This is a genomic window from Blastopirellula sp. J2-11 (assembly GCF_024584705.1).
In the GTDB taxonomy this organism is placed as follows: Bacteria; Planctomycetota; Planctomycetia; order Pirellulales; family Pirellulaceae; genus Blastopirellula.
Window position 1 is genome coordinate 2,824,387 of the sequence record NZ_CP097384.1, and the last position, 22,447, is coordinate 2,846,833.

The 22,447-nt window shown below is 56.5% G+C and carries 16 protein-coding genes and 1 pseudogene; 13 read left to right on the plus strand and 4 right to left on the minus strand.

What is annotated here, in order from left to right; all coding sequences use genetic code 11:
• The first annotated feature begins 370 nt into the window (after nucleotides 1-370).
• The 5 genes from M4951_RS11485 to ilvE all read left to right on the plus strand — a co-directional run bounded on the left by M4951_RS11485 (nucleotide 371) and on the right by ilvE (nucleotide 7,592).
• On the plus strand, nucleotides 371-2,377 hold the full coding sequence (locus M4951_RS11485) for a peptide-binding protein (protein ID WP_262026625.1): 2,007 nt from the start codon (nucleotides 371-373) through the stop codon (nucleotides 2,375-2,377).
• Nucleotides 2,378-2,415: 38 nt separating this feature from the next.
• On the plus strand, nucleotides 2,416-3,402 hold the full coding sequence (locus M4951_RS11490; protein WP_262026626.1) for an ABC transporter permease: 987 nt from the start codon (nucleotides 2,416-2,418) through the stop codon (nucleotides 3,400-3,402).
• A gap of 12 nt (nucleotides 3,403-3,414) precedes the next feature.
• Nucleotides 3,415-4,539 carry an ABC transporter permease gene (locus M4951_RS11495; protein WP_262026627.1) on the plus strand — a complete coding sequence of 375 codons (1,125 nt, stop codon included), beginning with the start codon at nucleotides 3,415-3,417 and terminating at the stop codon, nucleotides 4,537-4,539.
• 27 nt (nucleotides 4,540-4,566) lie between these two features.
• Entirely contained in the window at nucleotides 4,567-6,489 is a 1,923-nt protein-coding gene (locus M4951_RS11500) for an ABC transporter ATP-binding protein (protein ID WP_262026628.1), read from the plus strand.
• 242 nt (nucleotides 6,490-6,731) lie between these two features.
• Nucleotides 6,732-7,592, plus strand: a complete 861-nt coding sequence (ilvE, locus tag M4951_RS11505) for a branched-chain-amino-acid transaminase (protein ID WP_262026629.1) — start codon at nucleotides 6,732-6,734, stop codon at nucleotides 7,590-7,592.
• 90 nt (nucleotides 7,593-7,682) lie between these two features.
• Here ilvE and M4951_RS11510 read toward each other — a convergent pair whose 3' ends face one another.
• On the minus strand, nucleotides 7,683-9,029 hold the full coding sequence (locus M4951_RS11510; protein WP_262026630.1) for a nucleotide sugar dehydrogenase: 1,347 nt from the start codon (nucleotides 9,027-9,029) through the stop codon (nucleotides 7,683-7,685).
• Nucleotides 9,030-9,376: 347 nt separating this feature from the next.
• Here M4951_RS11510 and M4951_RS11515 point away from each other — a divergent pair, with 347 nt between their 5' ends.
• The 4 genes from M4951_RS11515 (at nucleotide 9,377) to M4951_RS11530 (ending at nucleotide 13,327) form a co-directional block, all read left to right on the plus strand.
• Nucleotides 9,377-9,685, plus strand: coding sequence for a hypothetical protein (locus M4951_RS11515; RefSeq protein ID WP_262026631.1), 309 nt, complete (start codon nucleotides 9,377-9,379; stop codon nucleotides 9,683-9,685).
• A 311-nt stretch (nucleotides 9,686-9,996) separates the two neighbouring features.
• On the plus strand, nucleotides 9,997-10,983 hold the full coding sequence (locus M4951_RS11520; protein WP_262026632.1) for a glycosyltransferase family 2 protein: 987 nt from the start codon (nucleotides 9,997-9,999) through the stop codon (nucleotides 10,981-10,983).
• A 93-nt stretch (nucleotides 10,984-11,076) separates the two neighbouring features.
• Nucleotides 11,077-12,072: an NADPH:quinone reductase gene (locus M4951_RS11525; RefSeq protein WP_262026633.1), complete on the plus strand. Its 996-nt coding sequence runs from the start codon at nucleotides 11,077-11,079 to the stop codon at nucleotides 12,070-12,072.
• A gap of 163 nt (nucleotides 12,073-12,235) precedes the next feature.
• Nucleotides 12,236-13,327 carry a hypothetical protein gene (locus M4951_RS11530; protein WP_262026634.1) on the plus strand — a complete coding sequence of 364 codons (1,092 nt, stop codon included), beginning with the start codon at nucleotides 12,236-12,238 and terminating at the stop codon, nucleotides 13,325-13,327.
• 181 nt (nucleotides 13,328-13,508) lie between these two features.
• On the opposite strand, the gene M4951_RS11535 is transcribed toward M4951_RS11530, so the two are convergent.
• The gene (locus tag M4951_RS11535; RefSeq protein ID WP_262026635.1) at nucleotides 13,509-14,390 is read right to left on the minus strand and encodes a hypothetical protein; all 882 of its coding nucleotides are present in this window, start codon (nucleotides 14,388-14,390) and stop codon (nucleotides 13,509-13,511) included.
• A gap of 119 nt (nucleotides 14,391-14,509) precedes the next feature.
• Between M4951_RS11535 and speA the strand changes: the two genes are divergently transcribed.
• Both speA and M4951_RS11545 read left to right on the plus strand, forming a co-directional pair.
• The gene (speA, locus tag M4951_RS11540; RefSeq protein ID WP_262026636.1) at nucleotides 14,510-16,423 is read left to right on the plus strand and encodes a biosynthetic arginine decarboxylase; all 1,914 of its coding nucleotides are present in this window, start codon (nucleotides 14,510-14,512) and stop codon (nucleotides 16,421-16,423) included.
• 57 nt (nucleotides 16,424-16,480) lie between these two features.
• Entirely contained in the window at nucleotides 16,481-17,899 is a 1,419-nt protein-coding gene (locus tag M4951_RS11545) for an MATE family efflux transporter (RefSeq protein ID WP_262026637.1), read from the plus strand.
• A gap of 289 nt (nucleotides 17,900-18,188) precedes the next feature.
• On the opposite strand, the gene M4951_RS11550 is transcribed toward M4951_RS11545, so the two are convergent.
• Nucleotides 18,189-18,683 carry a hypothetical protein gene (locus tag M4951_RS11550; RefSeq protein ID WP_262026638.1) on the minus strand — a complete coding sequence of 165 codons (495 nt, stop codon included), beginning with the start codon at nucleotides 18,681-18,683 and terminating at the stop codon, nucleotides 18,189-18,191.
• An 84-nt stretch (nucleotides 18,684-18,767) separates the two neighbouring features.
• Nucleotides 18,768-20,963: an alanine/glycine:cation symporter family protein gene (locus tag M4951_RS11555; RefSeq protein ID WP_262026639.1), complete on the minus strand. Its 2,196-nt coding sequence runs from the start codon at nucleotides 20,961-20,963 to the stop codon at nucleotides 18,768-18,770.
• A gap of 210 nt (nucleotides 20,964-21,173) precedes the next feature.
• Between M4951_RS11555 and M4951_RS11560 the strand changes: the two genes are divergently transcribed.
• Together M4951_RS11560 and M4951_RS11565 are read left to right on the plus strand one after the other, a co-directional pair.
• A complete protein-coding gene (locus M4951_RS11560; RefSeq protein WP_262026640.1) occupies nucleotides 21,174-21,860 on the plus strand; it encodes a helix-turn-helix transcriptional regulator in 687 nt (228 codons plus the stop codon).
• A 77-nt stretch (nucleotides 21,861-21,937) separates the two neighbouring features.
• Nucleotides 21,938-22,426, plus strand: a pseudogene (locus M4951_RS11565) (NADH-quinone oxidoreductase subunit B); the annotation flags it as partial.
• Between the last annotated feature and the right edge of the window lie 21 nt (nucleotides 22,427-22,447).

Here is a 22,447-nt window from a genome sequence, read left to right on the forward strand (position 1 = left end):
GGTATGCCGATCTCCCACGACACTGCGTCGTGCGAAAGGAAATTCGACATCATTTCAAGAATCGGGACTCTGGATTCACAAAATCAGCAAAACTGACATGTCCGGCATAATTATGAAAAATTACCATGCCTGCTAGCGAAAACGTGCCAGAGGGCTGGCGCATGCATTCCGAGAAAAGTAAGGGAAAAAGGTAACGCATTTACTTGTTATTGACCGTCACCGCTTCAACGGGCTACGATGCAAATGCCCCGTCTAGATAGAATGCAGCGTTTGTGAGAACGCCCTGCCTTCCCCCATTTGACTCTATTCCGATTTTCCCCACTCGCGGCCTCGCTCGCTTATCGCGGCGCTGTGGAAAGGATATTCCCCGATGAAATGGCGTCTACTGTCTTGTTTCTTGCTCTTTGCCTGCTTGTTGATAGCGGGGGTTTCGGGCTGTGGCGGATCAACTCCCACGGCCACCGACTCCTCCAAAGAAGGAGCATCCAGTTCTGAAGGAGAAACCACATCCGGGGATGGGATGGCTGCGGGGACTGGGGAGGAGAAAAAAGAAGATGTTGAGGAAGAGCCAGAGATGCTGCTGGAGCCGTTTGACGCTCCCCCTTTGGAAGAAATTGACGCGAAAGTGAAATGGGTCGACCAGCGCGTCATCGATCCGATCGAACTGCTCGCAAAGCAACTCGAAAAAGAGCCGCCGCTCACCGATGTCGAGACGGCGTTAAAACTAAAAAACAATTTTCCCCCCAACAAAGAGAACAACGACAAAATCTTGTCGGCGCTCGGGCGCTTGCCGAAGTCGGATAAAGAGGTCGACTATGACGCGACGATTGTTCGGCATGTTGGCGGCGACGCCAAAAGCACCAATCCGCTGATGATCAGCTCGGTCACCGAGTTTGATGTGGTCGGGTTGATGGGGATCGAGATCTACGGTTTCGACTGGAACATGGATCCGCTGGCCAATTCCGACTACGTCGTCAGTTGGCAGACCAGCGAAGACGGCATGTACGACAAGCTCGTCTTGCGTGACGACATCTACTGGTCGGACGGCAAAAAGTTCACGGCCCAGGACGTGATGTTCTCGTTTCAGGTGATCATGGATCCTGAATCGCGCGTTCCGGCCGTCAAGCAAGGAACCGACAAGATTCGTTGGGTTCAAGCCTACGACGATCAGACGATCGTCTACTTTCACCGCGAGTCGACTCCGGTCAACGTCTGGAACATCAACTTCCCGGTGATCCCTAAGCATGTTTACGAAGAAACGATCAAAGAAGACCCGACGATGCGCTTGAGCGCGGCTCACGCCGAATTGGAGTCGAATCCGGTTTGCGGCGGCGCTTACAAGCTGGTCAAGCATGATCGCGGTCAAGAAATCGTGCTGGAGCGACGCGAAGGGTTCTACATGGTCGACGGCAAGCAAGTCCGCCGGAAACCGTACTTCAAGACAATTCGCTTTCGAATTATCGAAGATCCCAATACGGCGATGTTGGCGCTCAAAACCGGCTCGATCGAAGAGATGGCGATCACGGCCGATCTTTGGACGACGCAGGCCAACGACGACAAGTTCTATGAAAAGAATACGAAAGTGACCGCGACCGAGTGGGTCAGCTTCCATATTTGCTGGAACACGAAGTCTCCGTTTTTTACGGACAAACGCGTTCGCCAAGCGATGTCTTACGCATTCGATCATCAAGAGATGATCGACAAGCTGTTTAGCGGGCTTTACGAACCGGCGGCCGGACCGTTTCATCCGACTTCGTGGATGTCGCCTAAACCGATGCCGGAGCCTTACAAGCAAGATCTCGACAAAGCTGAAGAATTGCTGGACGAAGCCGGTTGGGTCGATAGTGACTTTGACGGTATTCGTGATAAAGAAATCAACGGCAAGCAGGTCCGCTTTGAGTTTTCGGTCACTTGCCCTCCCAGCCCCAATATGGAGCGGGTCGCCCGGTTGTTGAAACGGAGTCTGAGCAAGATCGGCGTCGCGTGTAACATCAAGCTGGTCGAATTCACGGCGCTGCAGCAGATGAACCTGGACGGCCAGTTTGAAGCGACCTTGGGAGGTTGGGGAACGAGCACCGATCCCTATTCTTCGGAGAACATCTTCGCCACCGGCGAAGGTCGCAACTACGGACGGTATTCCAATCCCGAAATCGACAAGCTCTTTGACCAGGGGCAAAAGGAATTCGATCGCGAAAAACGAGCCGAGATCTACGGCAAGATTCACAAAATCTTGTACGAAGATCAGGTCTACACCTGGCTCTTCTATCGCAATTCGTTCTACGGTTTCAACAAGAAGCTCCGCGGCTATCGCTTTAGTCCCCGTGGACCGTACAACTACAGTCCCGGTTTCAATAGCATTTGGGCCGCCCAGCCGTAAGTTGTCATCGCTCGCCGAAACCGAAGAAATCGAAGCCTATGCTTGTTTATATCATTCGCCGATTGTTGATTAGCGTTTTGACGTTGGTCTTGATTACGGCTTTCGTCTACGGATTGGTTCGCTCGATGCCGGGCTCTCCTTTAACGGCGATGATCGCCGGCGGAGGGGACTCGTCAGACAAGTCGATCAGCACGCAGCAGTACGAGCGGATGAAGGAACAGTTCGGGCTCAACAAGCATTGGACGCTCGGTTATTTGGATTGGCTGAACGGCGTACGCAAGGGAGATTTGCAAAACGCGCTGACGCAGCCGGGAACGGTCGCCAAGTTGATCAGTGATCGGATGGCGGCGACCTTGCTGCTCTCGGTCACGTCCTTGATTTTGGCATATCTGCTGTCGATACCACTGGGGCTTTATTCGACCGCGAGAAACGGAACGATACCTGAACGCAGCACGAGTCTTATTCTCTACATGCTCTACTCGTTTCCGGTCTTCGTCGCGGCGCTCTATCTGCAGATCTTGTTTCACGTCAATTTGGAATGGTTGCCGTTATACGGAGTGACCAGTTCCAACTACGCCGAGATGTCGATCTTTGGAAAGGCTTGGGATCTTTTCTTGCATTGCCTGTTGCCGGTTACCTGCTTTACTTACACGTCGCTCGCTTACTACACCCGCTTCATCAAAGCGAACATGCTGGAAGTGGTGCAGCAAGATTACATTCGGACCGCCAAAGCGAAGGGAGTCGGCCCCTTCAAGATTTTGACGGTGCATGCTTTCCGTAACTCGCTGATCCCGTTTGTGACGTTGATCGGTCTGACGCTGCCCAGCTTGTTTAGCGGCGCGATCATCATCGAGAAGATCTTTAGCTGGCCGGGGATGGGCGCTCTTTTTCTCGAAGCGATCAGTCAACGCGACTACCCGCTGGAGATGGGGCTCGTCCTCATGTTTTCTGTCCTGACGTTATTGGGCCAGTTGCTCGCCGATGTGTTATACGGCGTGGTTGATCCGCGAATTACTTATTCTTAGACGCAGTTAAATATGTCGAGCGAAACAGCTCCTCCCACACCCGCCAAGCCGCGCGAGTCGCTCGGTTTTTGGCGAGAATCCTGGCGAAATTTTCGCCGTCGTCCCCAAGCGATGGCGGCGTTGTCGTTCGTCGTGTTCCTCTCCCTGGTCGCTTTGACGGCGCCGATGATTGTCGGCACGCGTCCGATCATCTGCGAGTACAAGGGAGAGATCTATTTTCCGGCGACGTACTACTACTACCGCATTCTTGGCCTAAACACGCAAGCCTACAAAACCGAGGCCGTGTTCACCAACGACAAGTTTCGCGGCGTCTATCCCGGCAATCTGAAAAAGAACGATCCTGATAGCTGGGCGATTTGGCCCTTGGTCTATCAAGATCCGTATCGCCCGATCGAAGCCGATGAATGGCCAGGCCAACCGGCAAGCCCGTCCGGCATTCAGGGAGCTCCCAACAAGTACAACCTGTTGGGGACCAATGACGATGGGGTCGACGTCTTTGCGCAGATGGTCCACGCGACGCAGATCTCGCTGTTGGTCGGCTTCGTCTCGATGGGGATCGCTGCATTCATCGGCGTGATCGTCGGCGCGTTGTCCGGATTCTATGGCGGTTGGATCGATATCATTCTCAGTCGCGTCATCGAAGTGGTGATGTGCTTGCCGACGTTGATATTGATCCTCGCCGTTCGATCCATCTTGGATGACATTACGATCTGGCACTTGATGGTCTTGATTGGGGCTACTGGGTGGACCGGCATCGCACGACTCACACGCGCCGAATTCATGAAGATCCGCGAGATCGAATATGTCTCGGCGGCGCGATCGCTTGGCGCCGGCCAGATGCGATTGATGTTCGTGCATATCCTGCGAAACGCGCTGGCGCCGATTCTGGTGCCGATTTCGTTTGGCATCGCTTCCGCGATTTTGACCGAAGGAGCATTGAGCTTTCTGGGCTTTGGCGCTCCGCCGCCGAATCCCAGTTGGGGAACGCTGCTGAGTGAAGGTCGGACGAGGATCCAGACAATGTGGTGGCTGGTCGTTTATCCCGGCATGGCGATTTTCTCGACCGTGCTCGCCTACAACCTGATCGGCGAAGGCGTTCAAGAAGCGACCGACCCGCGGACGCGTGAGACGTCGTAGACGCATACTTCTCAGACGAATTGAATCATGACTGACACGCTTGTCCAAATCGATCATCTCAAGACCTATTTCCACACCGAAGATGGCGTGGTGAAAGCGGTCGATGACGTTTCGCTGCACTTTGACGCCGGCACGACGATGGGAATCGTCGGCGAATCGGGATCTGGCAAGAGCGTGACGTCGCTAACGATCATGCAGCTGCTCGCCAAGTCGGCCCATATCGAAAGCGGTTCGATCTCGTTTCTGGGACGCGATCTGGTGAAATTGCCAGAGACCGAGATGCGCAAGATCCGCGGCAAAGATATCGGCATGATTTTTCAAGAGCCGATGACGTCGCTCAACCCGGTCTTTACCGTCGGCGCGCAAGTGGCCGAAGCGATCTTGTTGCATCAGAAGGTGACCAAAGCCGAAGCCAAGCAGCGCACGATCGAACTGTTTGACGAGGTCGGCATTCCTGATCCAGAGCAACGCGTCAACTCGTATCCGCATCAGATGTCTGGCGGGCAAAAGCAACGCGTGATGATCGCGATGGCGCTCTCTTGCAATCCCAAACTGCTGATCGCCGACGAACCGACGACGGCGCTGGACGTAACGATCCAGGCGCAGATTCTCGACATCCTGCGCAAGTTGCGAGACCAGCGCGGCATGGCGGTTCTCTTTATCACGCATGATCTCGGCGTGATCGCCGATATCGCCGATCATGTGACGGTGATGTATCGCGGCAAGATTGTCGAACAGGGCGACGTCGTCTCGATCTTCGAAAACCCCCAGCATCCTTACACCAAGGGTTTGTTGGCTTGTCGGCCCCGGCTCGACACCAAATACAAGCTGTTGCCGACGGTCGATGACTTTATGGAGGTCGTTACCGAAGGGGACGAGACGAAGATCATCGAGAAGTTTGTCGATGAGAAACGCCTGAACGAATTGATGACGACCGGTCGTGGACGTTTGCTGCATCCGCAGGCCGAACTGGCCGCGATGGGGCATCCTTGGGAAGAGGGGCATCACGCCGATGACGCCAAGATGGTTGCGGAAGGTGAAAAGCCGCTGTTGGAAGTTCGCGGTTTGCATGTCCACTTCCCGATTCGTAAAGGACTTTTTCGCGGCGTCGCCGGTCATGTGAAAGCGGTCGACGGAATCAGCTTCAATGTCTACCGCGGGCAGACCCTTGGGTTGGTCGGCGAATCAGGTTGCGGGAAAACCACCACAGGGCGCGCAATCATTCAATTGATTCGACCCACGTCAGGCGAAATGTTGTTTGACGGGATCGATCTGGCGAAATTGAACCCCGCTGCTTCGATCCTCGATTCTTGGCCTCCGATCATGCTCGATCGCTGGTCGAAGTCGAAACAACTCCGTCGATTGCGCCGCCGTTTTCAGATCATCTTCCAAGATCCGTACGGAAGTTTGAATCCGCGGATGACGGTTCAAGCGGCGATCTGCGAGCCGATGGTCATTCAAGGGATCGGCAAAGCGAAAGAACGCCGCGATCGCGCGGCCGCGTTGTTAGAAGAGGTCGGGCTGAACGCTTCCCATTTGCGTCGCTACCCGCATGAATTTTCGGGCGGTCAGCGCCAGCGGATCTGCATCGCGCGAGCTTTGACGGTCGAGCCTGAGTTTTTGATTTGCGACGAGTCGGTTTCGGCCCTCGACGTCTCAGTTCAGGCCCAAGTGTTAAATCTTCTGAAAGATTTGCAGCTTCGCCGCGGTCTGACTTACCTGTTTATCAGCCATGACCTGAGCGTGGTGAAGTTCATGTCGGATATGATCGCCGTCATGAACCAGGGGAAGATCGTGGAGTTTGGCCCGGCAGACAACATTTACGCCAATCCGCAGCAGGAATATACCAAACGGCTAATCAGCGCCACGCCGCAGGATGACCTGGATCATATTCGCCGCCGCCAAGCGGAGCGGAAAACTGCCCTAGCGGCCCGCCTTTCAGCAGTTTAGAAAGGTGATTCTTCTTTGCTCTCAGGAGGCAGGAAGCAGATCGGATAGTGATCTGCTTTGTACGAATTGCCCCCAAAAAGCGTGATTTCGCCCACGATGTGAACCCGCCGTGGGTATTTTGGCTCTTCTGGTAGTTCGGACACGAATCATCCCCCCCTACCCTCGTTCAGGTTGTCGCTATAATGTCGAATTCCACTACTATGACCGCCTCCTTAGGCGCAGTTCCAACCCCGGCAGAGTGCATGTCGTCGCAGCAAATTTATATCAACGGTAAGTTCTTTAGCAAAGAAGAAGCGGTCGTCAGCGTCTTCGACCACGGCTTGCTCTACGGCGATGGGGTTTTTGAAGGAATGCGGGTCTACGAGGGGAAAGTTTTTCGGATGGCGCAACATCTGAAACGCCTATACGACTCGGCCAAAGCGATCATGCTGCAAATCCCGATTCCGATCGAAGGGATGCGGAGCGCTGTGCTGGAAGCAGTGGAGAAAAACGGACTGGACAACTGCTATATCCGTCTGGTCATCACGCGCGGCGCCGGCACTTTGGGACTCGGTCCCGAGCGGACCTCGAATCCGCAAGTGATCATCATCGTCGACAAGATCGCGCTCTATCCAGAAGAACATTACCGCAACGGGCTAGAGATCGTCACCGCCAGCACGATTCGCAATCATCCCGGCGCGTTGAGCCCGCAGATCAAGTCGCTGAACTACCTGAACAACATCATGGCGAAGGTCGAAGCTTCGAAGGCGGGTTGCCTGGAAGCGTTGATGCTGAACCACAAGGGCGAAGTCTCGGAATGCACGGCCGATAACATCTTTATCGTCCGCAACGGCGTTCTGATGACCCCGCCGACCGACGCCGGCATCCTCGAAGGGGTGACCCGCGAAGCGGTGCTCGAGCTTGCAAAAGAGGCCGGCGTTCCAACTGAAGAAAAGACGCTGACCCGACACGATGTTTACATCGCCGACGAATGCTTCATGACCGGCACCGCCGCCGAAGTGATTGCCGTGGTTCGCATCGACGGACGCCCCATTGGTGACGCTCGGCCTGGTCCGATCACCCTCAAGCTGCAAGAGCTGTTCCATAAACTGGCCCGCTCGTAAGAAGTAGCCGATAACACTGCCGACGATACCCAGCGCTATCGATGCTGCAACGGTAAGTCTGAAGAGCGGCAGGCACGGCCTGCCCTATGCTTACGCACGGACGATCTTCTCTCGTCCGTGCTTCACGTTCTTGGTTGCGTTTCTGGTGTCGATCACCAGCTGCGAGTGGGTGACGATCTCTTGATAGTCGTACTCATCGTGATCGGTGACAATCATCACCGCGTCGAACGACGCCAGATTTTCTGGCGTTAGCTCGACGCTGGTCAAATCGGGCAAGTCGTAGTGCCGCATCGCCGGCAATTTTGGGATGAAGGGATCGTTGTACGAGAGGACGGCGCCCCGCTCGGCCAGCAGTTCCATGATCTTGAACGACGGGCTCTCGCGCGGGTCGTCCACATTTTTCTTGTACGCGGCGCCCAGGATCAGCACTTTGCTGCCGTTAGCCGGTTTGCGAACCAGGTTGAGCGCGTCGCACAGTTTCTGAACGACGTACTGCGGCATCGACGTGTTGATCTCGCCGGCTAGTTCAATAAACCGGGTCGGCATCTCATTCGCGCGGGCTAACCAGCTGAGATAGAAGGGATCGATCGGAATGCAGTGTCCGCCGAGTCCCGGCCCTGGGTAGAACGCCTGAAAGCCGAACGGCTTGGTCTTAGCAGCTTCGATCACTTCCCAGACGTCAATGTCGAGCCGATCGAACAGCAGCTTCAGTTCGTTCACCAGCGCGATGTTCACCGCGCGATAGGTGTTCTCAAGGATCTTGCAGGCCTCGGCGACTTCGCAGCTACTGACGGGAATCGTTTTGACCACCGCCTGAGCGTAAAAAGCGTCGGCGATTTGCAAACTAACCGGGTCGTAGCCGCCAACCACTTTGGGAATCGCGCTGGCGGTGAAGTTGGGATTGCCGGGATCTTCCCGCTCAGGGCTGTAGGCCAAGAAGAAGTCGACACCCGGCGTTAATCCTGACTTGGCCAGGATCGGCGCGACGACATCGCGCGTCGTGCCGGGATAGGTGGTGCTTTCCAACACGACCAATTGCCCAGGACGAAGATTCTCGGCGATCATCTGCGCCGTCGACTCGACATAGCTGAGATCGGGATCACGATTCGCGGTCAGCGGCGTTGGGACGCAGATCAGCAGAATGTCGGCTTCCTTCAAGCGCTGGGGATCGCTGGTCGCGGCAAATCGCCCGCTGGCGACCCAGGCGGCGATCCACTTCGAATCAACATGCTTGATGTAGCTCTCGCCGCGCGTCAGCGCGTCGACCTTGCGTTGGTCGACGTCAAATCCCAATGCCGAGAATTCGCTGCCGATAAAGGCCTGCACGAGCGGCAGTCCAACATAGCCCAGTCCGATGACCCCCACTTTGGCTTGTTTGGTGAGGATCGCCTGTTGAAGTTGGGCTGCTAATTGCTGGGTGCTAGCGTGTTTGCTCATGGTTTCCGTCGTCGAAAGCTTCGCAGTTGACTTATCAGCCTGTTGAAAAACGCCCTCGTGGCGTTGTTCAACCTCGCCAAGTTCAGAGCGGAGCTCTTCACGGCTCGCAAAATAACGACTTACGTCGCTATTTTGGGCGTCTCATCCCTGAGACGCAGCAGCCGGTTGAGTAAACCAACAAGCTGCTAATTTCAAATCGTAATTCTAGCACAGACCTCTTTACCCGTATTTCGCGAACGTTTTGCCAGAAACTTTCGTCTAAGGACCTAAGGTGTCGGGCTGACTGCGATACATACAGCAGGCGAGAGTGACTCGCTAATAACCGCAGGAAGCAAAGGAATCAAATCATGTCGAAATATTACGTGGAATCGGGTTCGGTCCGTCTGGTCATTCAAGCTGCTGACGCTCGCCGCGCTGCACTTTGGTCGGTCCATCGCGTGATGGAGCAGGTCTTGCCGCTGGTCGAAGAAGTGCCGGACGAAATGGATCAAGAGCCGGTCGGCGGCATGGTCTTGGGAGACGCGATCACGTTGAACGAACAGGGCTTTGGCCGGCTTGCCGACACCCAATACGACACGATGGACGTGGTCGCCGAATGGAGTCAGCTGATGCTGGTGCTAGACAAAATTGAAGGCCTGGCGCGAGGAGTTTGCTAAATGGCGACATGCATCGGGTTAGCCGCGATAGCTTCGCTATCGGGGCCGACGAAGTCGGTAAGAGGCGTCAACCCGAGGGGGAATTCCACCGCAGTGATTTGCTTACCCTTTGAATGTCGCGTTGCTCCGATTCGCAACCAGCCGGGGTCCAAGGCCTCCAACGGCTGCGCCGTCTCGATAGCGGAGCTATCGCGGCCAACCGAGATCGCCATTGAGGTTGTCCCCCAACAGGCATTTGGCTACACTTCGCCTCATCAATTTGCGTAGGAAGTGGTTGCGGCATGGAAGCTAGCAAAAGAGGATCGCATAGCATGGGCGTTTCGGTCGTCGTTCCGATTTACAACGAACTAGAAAATATCCCTCTGCTTTACGAACAGATTCATAACGTCGTCGCCAAATTGGATCGACCGTATGAAATCATCTTCGTCGACGATGGATCGAATGACGGCACTTTGGGTCGCGTTCAGGAGATCGCCGCGAGCGATCAACACGTCAAAGTGGTCGAGTTCCGCCGCAACTATGGCCAAACAGCCGCGATGCACGCCGGCATTCAATACGCTTCGCTCGACGTCGTCATCACCATGGATGGCGATCTGCAAAACGATCCGACCGATATTCCAATGATGTTGGCGAAGATTGACGAAGGTTACGACTTGGTGCATGGTTGGCGGAAGAATCGCCAAGACACGTTCATCAATCGCAAGCTGCCGTCGAAGATCGCCAATTGGCTGATCTCGAAAGTGACGAAATTTCCGATTCATGACCTGGGCTGCACGTTAAAAGCGGTCCGCCGCGAGATCGCTCAAGAGCTGGAACTCTACGGCGAGATGCATCGATTTATTCCGATCTTGGCCCATCAACGCGGCGCTCGTTGCGTGGAAGTCGTCACGCAGCATCATCCGCGACGCTTCGGAACCACTAAATATGGCATCGGACGTACGACTCGCGTCGTGCTGGATCTGTTGACCATCACCTACATGCTCAACTTCTTTTCGAGCCCGATGAAATTATTCGGCCGCTTGGGGCTGGGTTGCTTGGTGCTGTCGATGGCGTCTGCGCTCGGCGTAGTCGGCATGAAGTTGGCTGGCGGCGTCGATATGACCGGCAATCCGTTGCTTCTGCTCTGCGTGCTTTCGACGATTATGGGGGGGCAGTTTTTTAGCTTAGGCATGATCGGCGAAGTCAACGCGCGAATCTACTATTCGGATCAGCGAAAACAGCCTTATGCTGTACGGTCGCTGACCAATTTTGAGCATGACTATGATCCTGCGGTGCCGCTGGATCGACGCGCGGCTTAGGCGCTGCGCATGTCGTCAGCCTTTGTCAGTTGCGATATGATACGGAAGATCGTTTGATTTTTCGTATCATGCCCCCGCCCAGGTTGACGCACCATGAAAGCCGCTTTCTTTACTGAGCCCGGTCCTCCCTCCGTCATTCAATACGGCGACATGCCGACTCCTTCGGTGGGGCCGCGACAAGCGCTTGTCAAAATGACGGCCGTCTCGGTCAATCCGATCGATACCTACATCCGCGGCGGCGCCGCTTATTGGGATTTGCCCCAGCCGTATGTCATCGGCGCCGATCTGGCCGGCGTGGTCGAAGAAGTCGGCGCCGAGGTCCGCGATTTAAAACCAGGCGACCGCGTTTGGTGCACCAATCAAGGTTTTCACGGCCTGCAGGGTACATTCGCGGAATACTGCGCGATCGACGCCGATTGGCTCTACAAGTTGCCGGATGGAGCGCAGGATCGCTGCGCCGCCGCTTGCGCACTGGTGGGGATCACGGCGCATCTTGGCCTGTTCAAAGAGAACGCCAATCTTCAGCCGGGCGAAACGATCTATATCCAAGGGGGCTCTGGCGGCGTCGGCTCGATGGTGGTTCAAATGGCGAAGCTTGCCGGAGCCCGCGTCATCGCTGCGGCAGGCAGCGAAGAGAAAGCGGCGATCTGCCGCGATTTGGGCGCCGATGAAGTGGTGCTCTACAAGTCAGAAAATGTCGGCGAGCGGATCAAAGAATTGGCGCCCGAGGGAGTCAACATCTTTTGGGAAACGCAGCGCGAGCCGAACTTTGACCTGATTGTGGATGCGCTCGCCGAACGAGGCCGGATCGTGTTGATGGCAGGCCGGACCGCTCGTCCCGAGTTTCCGGTCGGTCCGTTCTACGTCAAGCAAGGTCGCATGTACGGGTTTGTGATGTTCAAAGCCTCTGCGGCCGAAATGCGCGTTTGCGGCGAAGAGATTAGCGGTTGGCTGGCCGCAGGCAAATTGAAAAGCCAGATCGGCGCCGAGTTCCCGCTCAGTGAAGCGGCGAAGGCTCACGCGTTGCAAGAAGGGAATACGCTGCATGGTCAGCAAACCCTGGCTGGCAAAATTGTGTTGCACCCGTGATTCGCGCTTGCGGGTGAACTACAATAGTTCCAACGTTGATCGCACCCGCCTCTTCGTAGCTCGAATGATTATCCGTAGGGTCCGCTGTGCGGACCAAGAATCGTCAAACGATTCGGATGGTCCGCACAGCGGACCCTACGGCTGCACAAGGAATAATCCTGCAATGCGCCCTCTCGCTATCCTCCTTTGCCTTTGTCTGTCGAACTCTCTGTTGGCCGAGTCGCCGTCGATCGTCACGATCGCCGGGACCGGAAAGCCCAAGCTTAACGCCGTTGGAGCGGCGCTCGAAACCAACGTCGGCCAGCCGTTTGGCGTTGAGATCGGGCCGGATGGCGCTCTGTATATTGCCGAGGTCGAAAATCATCGCGTGTTGCGGCTTGATCCCAAGTCAAAACAGATCTCGGTGGTCGCTGGAACCGGCGAGCCAGGGATCTCGGGCGACGGCGGACCGGCGACCGCGGCGAAGTTGATCGAACCGTACGAACTCCGATTTGATACGGCCGGCAATCTGTACATCGTCGACAGGATCGGGCACAACATCCGCCGCGTTCTGAGCAAATCGAACACGATCGAAACGCTGGCCGGAACTGGCAAGCCGGGCTTTTCTGGCGACGGCGGACCGGCTGTCGAGGCCCAGATGAATCAGCCGCACAGCATCGCGGTCGATCCGGCCGGCGAAAACCTGTATGTCGCCGACATTCAAAATCATCGCATTCGCCATGTCAACTTGAAGACCGGCGTTATCGACACGCTCGCCGGAAACGGCAAAAAGACATTGCCCAGCGCAGGACTGCTGGACGCGACCAAGCCGCTGCTTGGCCCGCGTGCACTTTTCTTGGATGGCGACACGCTCTGGATCGCCCTGCGAGAAGGACACAGCGTGTGGCGACTGGATCTCCCCTCAAAGCAGTTGACGCATGTCGCCGGCGAGGGAAAGCAGGGATTCGCCGGCGATGGCGGCCCTGCCAAAACCGCTCGGTTTAACGGTCCCAAGGGAATCGCTTTGGGGCCTGATCACGACCTGTTTGTGGTCGACACCGAGAACCAGACGATCCGCCGGATCGATCTCGACGAAGGCACCGTGACCACCGTCGCCGGCAGCGGACCGAAGGCTCGCGGAGGCGCCGGAGATGGCGGCGCTGCCGTCAAAGCCGAACTCGATCGCCCGCACGGCGTTTGCGTTGGCGAAGATGGCGCGGTCTATATCGGCGACACCAACAATCATCGCGTGCGGATGGTGGAGCCGAAGAAGTAAAGGGGGCGCCCTATTTTTTCGTAGCTCGAAGCGCGCATTTTGGGGGTGCACTTTTTCCCTGGTTGGCCGCGATAGCGGAGCTATCCGGGCCAACCGGAATGCGTTCGGCCAAATAACGCAACCTCAAAACTCGCGCTTCGAGCTACGAAGAAAAAGATGCAGAGGGCTACGGTAGGCTTCCCTAGAACTCGGGAACCATCCGGTCGAGCGCTTGTAAAGCGACGGCCCAAGGGGCGCGGCTTAGCTCGTAGGTTTGCCACCATCGCATCGCCGTAGATGGCAAGTCAAGCTGCGGTCCCTGGGGAAAACGCCAGAGCTCACATGCCAGGATGAGCATATCCTGGTTGAATTGCGTCAGTTCGACATGCTCACCTGCGTTAAGTATCGCCGGCAGCGCCGCGAGTCCTGCGATCGTAGGAAGTCGATCAGGCGAGATCACTTCGCTATAAACCGGCAGATCTAAATTCAATTGCGAAAGGCCCCAAGCCAATCGCACAACTTCTGGCAGCTTGGGCTCCGGATCGTAGAGCACTGCTTCTATCCGAACGCTGTTGTACGGCAGATGAGCGCGCAGCCCTCCCCCCCGGCATGGCTGAACGAGAATCACTTGCGCCGTCTCCACCACCAGTTCGTCGCTGGTCAGATCGGCGAATTGCCGCAATAGTCCAGGGCCGCGGGCTTCCCAATGTTCGCGCAGCGGACCGCCGCGTTGGGCCAGTTCGTCGGTCAGATTGGGCTTGGCGTTTCGCATCGCCAGCTTGAGATCACGGATGCGGCCTGCGATTCGAGGGCTGGCGCCGCCGCCACCGCCACCGATTTTGCGAAGAATCACGTCGACCAGTTCTTGGTCGCTTTCGATTCCGGCCGCTAGCGGAACGACGTGACGCCAAAACAGGCGAATATTAATTCCTGACGTATCCAGCTCTGCGCAAAGCAAGTCCAGCGGCTGTTGGATCGCTTCAACCAGTCCCAGATCATCGATCGTATCGCCCCGCCGCAATAGCTCGGCGACGTGCAAACAACTGGACGAACTACTAGCCAACCAAGTCAACTCAGGTTTCATCGGGGATGCTTCCTTTCACAACAGGCGCTAAATGACGTAGAATACACCCCTGGCGTTTCCACCTCCGTACCGCCTGATTCCAGGCGATTCGCCTTTGACATTCCAATCTAAGGTTAGCGATGCTCACAGAGGCAGGCAATCGATGGACCGTTTCCGACTCCCGTGAACTCTACGAAGTTGCGCGCTGGGGGAAGGGGTTCTTCTCGGTCAAAGAAAACGGCAAACTGGCCGTCCATCCCAATCGTGATCCCGAAGTCTCGGTCGAGCTCGAGTCGATCGTCAACCGATTGGAGCAGCGCGGGCTCGATCTGCCGATCCTGATCCGTTTTAGCGGAATTTTGGAAACGCGACTGAAAGAGATCCGCGACGTCTTTGATGTGGCGATTCGCGAATACGGCTATCAAAACAAATATGCCTGCGTTTACCCGATCAAAGTCAATCAGCAGCGCCAAGTGGTGGAAGAAGTTCTGCAATATGGACGCCAGCACGGATTTGGGCTGGAAGCCGGCAGCAAGCCCGAATTGTTGGCGGTCATTGCGCTGACCGACAACGAAACGCCGATCATCTGCAACGGCTTCAAAGACGCCGAGTACATCGAAATTGCGATGCACGCGTTGAAGTTGGGGCGAAACATCATTCCGGTAGTCGAGAAATATAGCGAATTAGAGCTAATTCTCGAATATTCGGCCAAGATCGGCGTTCGCCCGCAGATCGGGATGCGGGTGAAGCTCGCTTCGCGCGGCGCCGGCAAATGGTCCGCTTCCGGCGGTTATCGCAGCAAGTTCGGCCTGACGGTGACCGAAGTCCTGAAAGGACTGGAAGAGTTAAAGTCGCGCGGCATGGAAGATTGCTTCAAACTGCTTCACTATCACCAGGGGAGCCAGGTTAGCAACATTCGCCATGTGAAGTCGGCGCTGGTCGAATCGGCCCGCATTTATGTCGACCTGGTTCGCCGCGGCGCAGGACTTTGCTATCTCGACGTCGGCGGCGGATTGGGGGTCGACTATGACGGCTCGCAGACCGATTTTGAGTCGAGCATGAACTACACGATCGAAGAGTATGCGCGCGACGTCGTTTCGCATGTCCAGGGGATTTGCGACGCCGCCGGCGTGGCGCATCCGCATCTGCTGTCCGAAAGCGGCCGCGCGATCGTCGCGTTTCACAGCATGCTGATCTTTGAAGTGCTGGGCGTCGCCGAGCAGACGACCGGCGATGAGATCGAACCAGTGCCGGATGACGCTCCTTCGCCGCTCCGCGAATTGTATGAAGCGTATCAAAGCGTTACGCAGCGAACGGTGTTGGAAAGTTTCCACGACGCGCAAATGGCGCTCGACGTATCGTTGAACATGTTTAGTAACGGCAACTTGACGCTGGAGCAACGGAGCATCGCCGAGACGGTCTATTGGAATCTGTGCGCGAAGATTCGGACATTGACCAAGACCATGTCGAACGTGCCGGAAGAGTTGCAAGGGTTGGATCGCTTACTCTGCGACACCTACTTCGGTAACTTTTCGCTGTTCCAATCGATGCCTGACAGTTGGGCGATTGGCCAGTTGTTCCCCGTGATGCCGATTCACCGCTTGGAAGAAGAACCGCAGCGCAGCGCCGTGATCGGCGATATTACTTGCGATTCGGACGGCAAGATTGATTCGTTTATCGATCTGCGCAATGTGAAACGTTCGCTGCCGCTGCACAAGCTGAACGGCGGACAGTATATTCTGGGCGCTTTTCTGGTGGGCGCCTATCAAGAGATCCTGGGAGATCTGCACAACCTGTTCGGCGATACGAACACCGTGCATGTCGAGTTGGGCGAAACGGGACAGCCCCATTTTTCGCACATCATCAAAGGGGATACCGTCACCGAGGTGCTGCGGTATGTTCAGTTCACCGATCGAGAACTGATCGACAAAATGCAGCAGTCGGTCGAAGAAGTGACGCGATCCGGCGTATTGGATCATAAAGAAGCCGGCGCGATTATGCAGTACTACGAGCAAGGCCTGCGCGGGTACACCTATCTCGAAAAATCGTCGTAATGCAGCGACCCAACGCCGCCAGCCGGCGGCGTTGGGCCCCAATGAGTAGAGGCGGAATTGTCCACGCATCTCGTTCGTGCGACCGGCGAGTTTCGGCCGATGTTGCAACTTGCGCTGCCGGTCTTGGCCGAGCAGTCGCTTGAGTTTCTGGTCGGCATGGTCGACACCTACCTGGCCGGACATGCGCTGCCTGATGAGCTGAAAACGCCGGCGCTGGCCGCCGTCGGGCTGATGGCCTACGCGATGTGGATGACCTTTACGATCTTCGCATCGGTCGGCGTTGGCGCTACGGCGGTTGTCGCCCGATTGATCGGCGCCGGCGAGACCCAGGACGCCGCGCTTGCCGCGAATCAGGCCTTGGTCGCCGGCGCTTGCGCCGCGGTCATCGGCACGATTGCGCTCTATTTTGGCGCCGATGCGTTTGTTGCGATGATGCAATTGGAAGCGGACGCCGCCCAGTTGGCGACCCGCTATTTGCGGATCATCGCTCCTTCGCTTCCCTTCCTGATGGTGATCGCCGTTGGGACCGCTTGCTTGCATGGCGCGGGAGACACCGTCAGTGGGCTCGGCGTGATGACGATCGTCAACTTGATCAACGTCGCGGTCAGCACGACGCTCGCCTTTGGACTGGGGCCGGCGCCCAATCTGGGGTGGACCGGGATTGCGGTTGGAACGGCCGTCGCGCACATCGTCGGCGGGTGTCTGGTCTTGTTGCTGATGCTGGGGGGACGCGCCGGCATGCAGCTTCGTCTGCGTTGGCTGCGTCCCAATCGCGTGATGATCTGGCGTTTGATTCGAATCGGTTTGCCCGGCGGCGCCAACGACGCGCTGACGCTCGGTTGTCACCTTTGGTATTTGGGAGTGATCAACAGTCTGGGGACGTTGGCCGCTGCGGCGCATGGATTGGGCGTTCGCTGCGAAGGGCCCAGCTATCTGGGCGCTGGCGCTTTTGCGGTCGCCGCGTCGACGATGACAGGCCAGTTTCTGGGAGCGAAAGATCCCGCGCGAGCCATGCGCGCAACGATGCTTTCCCTAGTGGCCGGCGCTTCGTTGGTGACCGCCTACGGCGTGTTTCTCTACTTCGGCGGAGCGAGTCTGACGTGGCTTTATCTGGGCGAAGTAGAGCCCGGCGGCGAGAACGCTGAGACGGCCGACTTAACGGTACGACTGCTGAAAGTCGTCGCGTTTTCGACTCCCTTCATGGCGGCCCTCTCGATCATCAGCGGCGCGCTGCGCGGCGCGGGAGATACGAAATTCCCGTTTATCATCACGCTGGTCGGACTGTTGCTGATCCGAATCCCCGGCGTCTATCTTTTCGCACTCGACGAAATCCCGCTGCCGCTGATCGGCAACGTGCCTGGCTTTGGCTATGGAATTCTTGGAGCCTGGTGGGTGATGGTGTTCGACATCACCCTGCGCAGCGTGCTGGTCGCCGCCAGGTATTGGCACGGCGCTTGGCGACAGATTGAAGTTTGAGAGAAGCCGAGCGGCTTGCGTCTTTTGAAGTCGCGCTATTTGCAATTCGCGAACGGAACGATCGAACACGAATAAAGGACGTGAATACGGCCAGAATCAACTGCAAATTGTCACACTAGAGCGCCAGCGCCAGCGAGGGAATAGAGTTGGCGATCCTACACGGATTGAAGTGGCGAGCCGTATTCCCTCGCTGGCGCTGGCGGGCTAGTGTTCGATGGATTCGAAATAGCGCAACTTCAAAAACTCGCGTTTCGGGCTACGATTGGAACTCGCTTACCTACCCTACCGCTTAATGGTGCGTCGGAACCATGCGCAGATCGTCCGGCGTATCAAACTGTTGATCGGGGCCGGCGCTGCGGACGGCGTATTGGCCGGAGTCTTCTGGTTCGTAGCGCAGCGATTGTTCCCAGGCATCAGTGATCGGCAGAACTAGTTTGTTGCCGTCGACACCTTCGGGCAGTTCCCCTTTCGCTTGGCGATCGGTTTCAATCACGACGATCGCTTCATCCAGATGCGCCAAGGTTTGCTCGATCTGCGGCATTTCGTGCGCGTAGTGATGATAGGCGTCGGCCGCTACCGTCGCAGTGCCGACGATCGCGGCAATGAGGGCGGTTCCCATCAGGCCGAACAGCACGCCGGCGACCGCGAATCCACGGCGCGGGTGAAATAGCGCCATCAAGCTGATCAACAGTCCGACGGGACTGATCGCCCCGAGGGTGAAGACCAATCCAAATAGCGAAACGAAAAAGCCGAAGACTCCCATCGAGTTGACAGGAGTACGCAAAGATTTCTCTGGCTTGGAGTTACGGCAGCACATTTTCGATCCCTCAGGACAAAAAGATTCTTGTTCCAAGAGGGTGTTCGTCGGCTATTTGTACTTCTTGAACTCTCCGCCCTTATATTTTTGCCAATATTCGTGAAGAGCACGTTTTACTTTCGGAGCCAGCAGCACAACCCCCACAATATTGGGGAAGGCCATCGACAACAGCATCATGTCGGAGAAATCGACCACGGCGCCCAAGTTGGCGACGGCGCCGATAAAGACGAACCCGACGTAGATGATCTTGTAGACCATCGTGCTGTCGGCGCCAAACAGCCGTTCCCAGCACCGTTCGCCGTAGTAGCTCCACGAAATGATCGTCGAGTAGGCGAAAAGCAGAATCGCGATCGAAAGGACATAGGAGAACCAGCCGACTTCTTTCTCAAATGCCTGGGAGGTTAGCGCCGCTCCTTCGAGGCCTTGGTCGACGATCCATTCTTTGTTGTTCCACGCGTTGGTAATCAAGATCACCATCGCGGTCATCGAGCAGACGACGATCGTATCGATGAACGGGCCGAGCAATGCGACCAGACCTTCGCGAACCGGTTGATCGGTTTTGGCGGCGCTATGTGCGATCGCTGCGCTGCCGACGCCGGCCTCGTTGCTGAACGCGGCTCGTTGGATGCCGATAATCGCGACGCCGATGATGCCGCCGAGCGCGGCCTTGGGGGTGAACGCTTCGGCGAAGATACTTTGGAAGAGCGCCGGGACTTCGGTGATGTGGACCAGGATGACATAGATGCACATCAGCACGTACGAAATGCACATGACCGGCACGATCTTGCTGGAGACCGCCGCAATCCGCTTGATGCCGCCGATGATTACCAGCGCGACCAGAATCGCAAAGACGACGCCAAAGATCATCTTGAAGGTTTGCGCGAATTGGGTGACTTCGGTTTGCAGTACGGTTTTTTGCTGCTGCAACTCACCCAGCGTCTCCCAGTCTTCCGCCGCTTCCGCCGCTTTGATCTGCAGGCCAAGATCGGATATCTGATCTTGTTTGGCGCCTTGGATCAATTGGACTGCCGCATTTGCGGATTGATTCGACTGGAACATGTTGCCGCCGCCGAAGCTGGCCATAATGCAAAGCACGGCGAAGACGATAGAGAAGACGACGCCGACCGGTTTCAGGCCGATTTCTTCAAAGCCGCGTAATAAATATTGCATCGGACCGCCCAGGATCGTCCCGTCCGGTTTCACTTCGCGATACATCTGTCCCAGCGTGCACTCGGCGAATTTGCTGGCCATCCCCATAAAGCCGCAGACCATCATCCAGAAAAACGCGCCGGGGCCGCCGGTGGTCATCGCGATCGTTACGCCTGCGATGTTGCCGAGACCGACGGTCGCCGACAGCGCCGAAGCGAGCGCCTGAAAGTGAGTCACTTCGCCCGGCTCATCGGGATCGTCATAGGTACCGCTCACGACCGAGATCGCATGGCGGAAACCCCAGAAATTGACGAAGCCAAAAAAGATGGTGAAGAACAACGCGCCGCCGGCGAGCCAGACCACGACCAAGGGGGCTTTGCCGACCGGCTCGACTAAGATGTAAGGATCCTGGGCGTTCTTCCCTGCGTCGGAATTCAATTTCAGCAGATGGCGTTTGGCCATCTCGGCAACTTGCTCCGGCGTTTTCCAATCCGCTTCATCCTTGCTAAGCAGTCCGCGAATGTCGCCGGCAAGTTTGTAGACGACTTGGCCGTCGGCTTCGGTCTGCTGAACGTATTTGGTTTTCGTGTCGACGCGGATAGCGATGACTTCGACGTTTTTCCCGCCCAGTTTGCCGGGACTGAACGGCTGCTTTGAATTGCCGGAGAGTAGTTTGCCGCGCGCTTGCCAAGTGTCCGCCTCTTTTACGGTGAGCACTTCGGGATAGTTGGCCGGTTTCTCGGCGGCATCCGGGGGATAGATCGTAAACGACGGCGATTCGCCGTCATCGATCGGACGCGTGTAGTGGACGACATGGTCGAGCTGCACATACTTCTGGTCGGTCCAATAGACGGGCCGCATTAAAACCATCCCGGCTAAATCAACGCCGGGTTTAAAGACCGAGTTGATCTTTCCGTTGATGATTTCGGCCGTCGACTGATCTTCATCGAGCGTTTCAAACGTCAAATCGGGGGCGGAATCTGACGTCGCTTGTTCGGTCGGCGGCGATTTCGGCTCTTCTTGAGCCTTGCTAGCGAGTGGTGCGAAAGTGATTGCAAAGCAAGCAATTACGCAGAGGGAGAGAGGCGCGCGAAACATGCCCGAAGAGTCCTTCGTGATTGGCGGCGAAATGGCCGTTAGGGATGGGATTAGCCAGCGCATGAGGTTTTAGGGCGTCGTGGTTCTACCATTTTAACTAGTTTCCTGTCAACCGTTTACGTCGCCAGATAGGGCTGGCCGCGAATTTTCAAACATATGGTTGTCAAAAATGCGATAATCAATAAGATTACCTACAGAGGACTTAAACCTATGGCGGAACAAGAGTACATCTCGAGCAGCGCCGAACAGGTCAAACAGCCCGCTAGCGATCCCTATTGGACGCAAGAAGTGGTGCCGTCGGACATTGTGTTGCTTGATCTGTTGCGAAATGTTCCCCACATGACGATTGCGGTGCTCGCCGGCGAGCTGGAAGTGACCGCAACGGCGGTGCGTCAACGGTTAAATCGTTTGATGGCACAGGGTTACGTCGAGAGATTTGCGGAGAAGTCTGGTCGCGGTCGCCCGATCCACCATTATCGCTTGTCGGAAAAGGGAAAGCGAAAAGGTGGGGGTAACTTTGCCGATCTGGCGGTCGCTCTCTGGCAAGAGGTCCGATCGATTAAGGATCCTGCCGTCCGTCGTGGTTTGCTGCAGCGGATTTCGGAGCGATTGGTCGCCCAGTATGCGGAAGAGTTGGAAGGGATCGAGCTGGACGAGAAGCTGCGAAAGATCGCCGAGATCTTTGGTGAGCGTCGCATCCCCATCCAGATCGAACAGCAAGAGGGAGAACTTCCCGTGCTGAACGTGATGGCCTGCCCCTATCCGGGACTTGCCGAACTGGATCAATCCATTTGTGCAATGGAGAAGATCATGTTTAGCGAGATGCTGGGTAGCGATGTGCGGCTTGGTAAATGTCGCCTGAACGGCGAGAGTTGTTGTTCGTTCGAGTTGTCGTAAGCGGCCCCTAAAACGTGTAGGATGTTCGCGTTATCCGCAGCGGCGGATTCGCTTGGTCCTGCAGACGGAGCTTGGTGATGACGAAACCTTGGATTGAAGGTCGGTTTGAAGAAAACGTCGTATTCACGACGTTGGAACAAGCGATCAACTGGGCGCAGCAATCCAGCATTTGGCCGATGACGTTCGGTCTGGCTTGTTGTGCGATCGAGATGATGGCGGCCGGCGCCAGTCGTTACGATTTGGATCGGTTTGGGGCGGGCGCATTTCGCGCGACTCCGCGGCAAGCGGACCTGATGATCGTCGCCGGGACCGTGACTTACAAAATGGCGAGCCGAGTTCGTCGCCTTTACAACATGATGCCCGATCCGAAGTATGTCATTGCGATGGGCGCTTGCACCGTCGGCGGCGGCCCTTACTTCAAGTATGGCTATCACGTCGTGAAGGGTGTCGACCTGGTCGTGCCGGTCGACGTGTATGTGCCTGGATGTCCGCCGCGGCCCGAAGCGTTGCTGGAAGGGCTGATGCGAATCCAGGACAAGATCAAGGGAAAACGAATCAACAAGCGAAACGGCGTACGCGTCGAAGAC